The organism is Cytophagia bacterium CHB2, from assembly GCA_030263535.1.
Lineage (GTDB): Bacteria > Zhuqueibacterota > Zhuqueibacteria > Zhuqueibacterales > Zhuqueibacteraceae > Coneutiohabitans.
In genome coordinates, this window is record SZPB01000592.1 from 1 (window position 1) to 2,409 (window position 2,409).

At 52.1% G+C, this 2,409-nt stretch carries 3 protein-coding genes; 1 reads left to right on the forward strand and 2 read right to left on the reverse strand.

What is annotated here, in order from left to right; translation table 11 throughout:
- Together FBQ85_29270 and FBQ85_29275 are read right to left on the reverse strand one after the other, a co-directional pair.
- On the reverse strand, nucleotides 1-362 hold a 362-nt coding region (locus tag FBQ85_29270; GenBank protein ID MDL1879222.1), incomplete at its 3' end, for an ABC transporter ATP-binding protein.
- 44 nt (nucleotides 363-406) lie between these two features.
- Nucleotides 407-1,666: an HlyD family efflux transporter periplasmic adaptor subunit gene (locus FBQ85_29275; GenBank protein MDL1879223.1), complete on the reverse strand. Its 1,260-nt coding sequence runs from the start codon at nucleotides 1,664-1,666 to the stop codon at nucleotides 407-409.
- Between the two features lie 504 nt (nucleotides 1,667-2,170).
- Here FBQ85_29275 and FBQ85_29280 point away from each other — a divergent pair.
- Nucleotides 2,171-2,409 (forward strand): RNA polymerase subunit sigma-24 (locus FBQ85_29280; GenBank protein MDL1879224.1); only part of this gene is annotated, 239 nt, incomplete at its 3' end.

A 2,409-nucleotide genomic window follows, 5' to 3' on the forward strand; every position in this document is an offset into this window, starting at 1 on the left:
CGCGCCTTGCGCTCCGCCGACGACACGCCGAGATAAAACAGCGGCAGCTCGACGTTTTCGTAAACCGTCAACTCATCGATCAAATTGAAGCTTTGAAACACGAACCCGATATTGGATTTGCGGGTGTTGGCGCGCTGGCGTTCGGAAAATTTTGAAACTTCCTGTCCGAGAAAATAATACTCGCCGTCGCTAGGATTGTCGAGCAAACCAATGAGATTCAACAGAGTTGATTTGCCACAGCCCGACGGCCCCATGATGGCCACGAACTCGCCGGCATTGATCTCGATGTTGATGTTGTTCAGGGCCGTGGTTTCAACTTCTTCGGTGGTGTAGAGTTTCTTGAGATTGTTGGTTTTAATCATCGCTCTGCTCCTTGTGGTCCACAATTATCAATCGGCAATTGCCGCTAGTTTGTTTTCAACACCAATTTGTCAATATCTCCAAAACTGTCGTAGGATGACGTTACGACTTGCTCGCCGGGCTCGAGGCCTTCCAACACTTCGAACATTTGCGGATTCTGGCGGCCCAGCTTGATCGCGCGCTTCACGCCGTACTGGCCGGATTCGTCGACGACATACACCCACTGTCCGCCGGTTTTCTGATAGAATCCGCCGCGCGGCAACAGCGTGGCTTCGGTGAGATCACCGAGCTGCAAACGAATGTGCAGCGTTTGGCCGCGCCGAATGCCCGAGGGCTCGCGGCCCTGAAACTCCATGTCCACATCAAAACGGCCGTCGCGAATTTCCGGATAAACTTTCTTCGTGACCAGTTGATACGTTTGGCCGGCAAAATCGAATTCCGCCGCCAAACCGACGCTGATGCGCGGCAGATAATGTTCATCAATTCCGGCGCGGACTTTATAGCCCTCCAACACATCGATCTGCCCCAAACGCTCGCCCGGCGTTTTAATCTCGCCGACGATTTCCGCATTGAGCGAAGTGAGCTGGCCGGCAATCGGCGCTTTGATGGTCAGATTCTCCAGGTTCTGCTTGGTCACTTCGAGATTGGCCTGCATGCGTTTCAACGAGGCCTCAAGCTGCTCAATTTGAATCTGGCGAAAAAGCGAATCCTGCTTGAAAGACTCGACGGCCAGCTCGCGCTGCCGGCGGCGATACTCATACTCGTCGCGTGTCTGCTCATATTCCTGCTGCGAAATCAAATTCTGTTCACGCAACGTAATCGCACGCTCATGCTGGCGTTGCAGGCGTTGCAATTGATACTCCTGCTCATTAAACTGCTGCAGCAAATTGAGGCGGCTTTGTTCCATCAACAAGCGCGTATTGCGCAGGTTGTTGCTCTGCTCAAAAAATTGCGCTTCACGAAACATGATGTCGAGCAGCATGTTGGTGTTGGCGAGCTGCAAAATCTTATCGCCCTCGTTCACCATGTTGCCCGCTTCGATGAAAATTTTCTCCACCCGTCCGCCTTCGATGGCATCCAGATAGACAGTCTTAAGTGGCAAGACGTTTCCCGTGACGGGAATAAATTCTTGAAACGGCCCGCGCGCCACCGTGGAAATGGTGATTTTCTCCGTATCAACGTTGAGCTTGGAGCTGCTGTCGCCAAAAATAAAACTATACAAAACCGCTGAAAAAAACAGCCCGGCAATGGAGAAAAGTGCGATGCGCTTCGGTGGCCATTTCTTTTTTTGAATGGGACGATCCATGAACATTCTCGAATGGTTCGTGATTAAGAGATATTGGCCCAGCCGGACTCTCGCAAATAGGCTGCTGGAGGAGGTTGGTGCGAAAGTCCGACTACGCCGCCGTGAGAAATTTCAACAACCATGCCGATTTTGATTTATAGATACTTAGATCGTAAAAATGGCATTGGTTTTGAATAACGAGTGCACGGTGGTATGACAGTTGATGTTCGCAATCGAACAGTAAAATCGAGCAACCTTCGAGCGGTGGAAGTTGCTCTAATTTCCAAGATTTAGCCCGAGCCGGGTTGAACGAGAGCACCCGCAAATCGGGGAATCGCACTTGCACGTGGGGTAATCATTTTTTATTTTGATCGCCTGCGAGCAAAAAGAGTTCCTGAAAAAATCGCCTGGCTTCAAGATGATTTGAGTTTTGGCGAAGTCAGGGCAATGCCTGGGCAGGCAAGGCCTGCAGGAGCATTCGACTCTCATCACTTCGAATTCGATTTTATGGCGTTCAAACCCAATATGGCTGCACGTCCGCCGCTTGCAAACGAAGAGGCAATCAAACAAGCGCGCGAAATGGTCGATGCGGTTTACCGCTCGGAATCGCGGCGCGTGCTCGCCACGCTCATTCGTCTGCTCGGCGACTTTGATCTCGCCGAAGACGCGCTGCACGATGCTTTCCGGGCAGCGCTGGAGCAATGGCCGCGAGATGGCGTTCCTGCGAGTCCTCGCGCCTGGCTTGTTTCAGCCGGCCGCTTCAA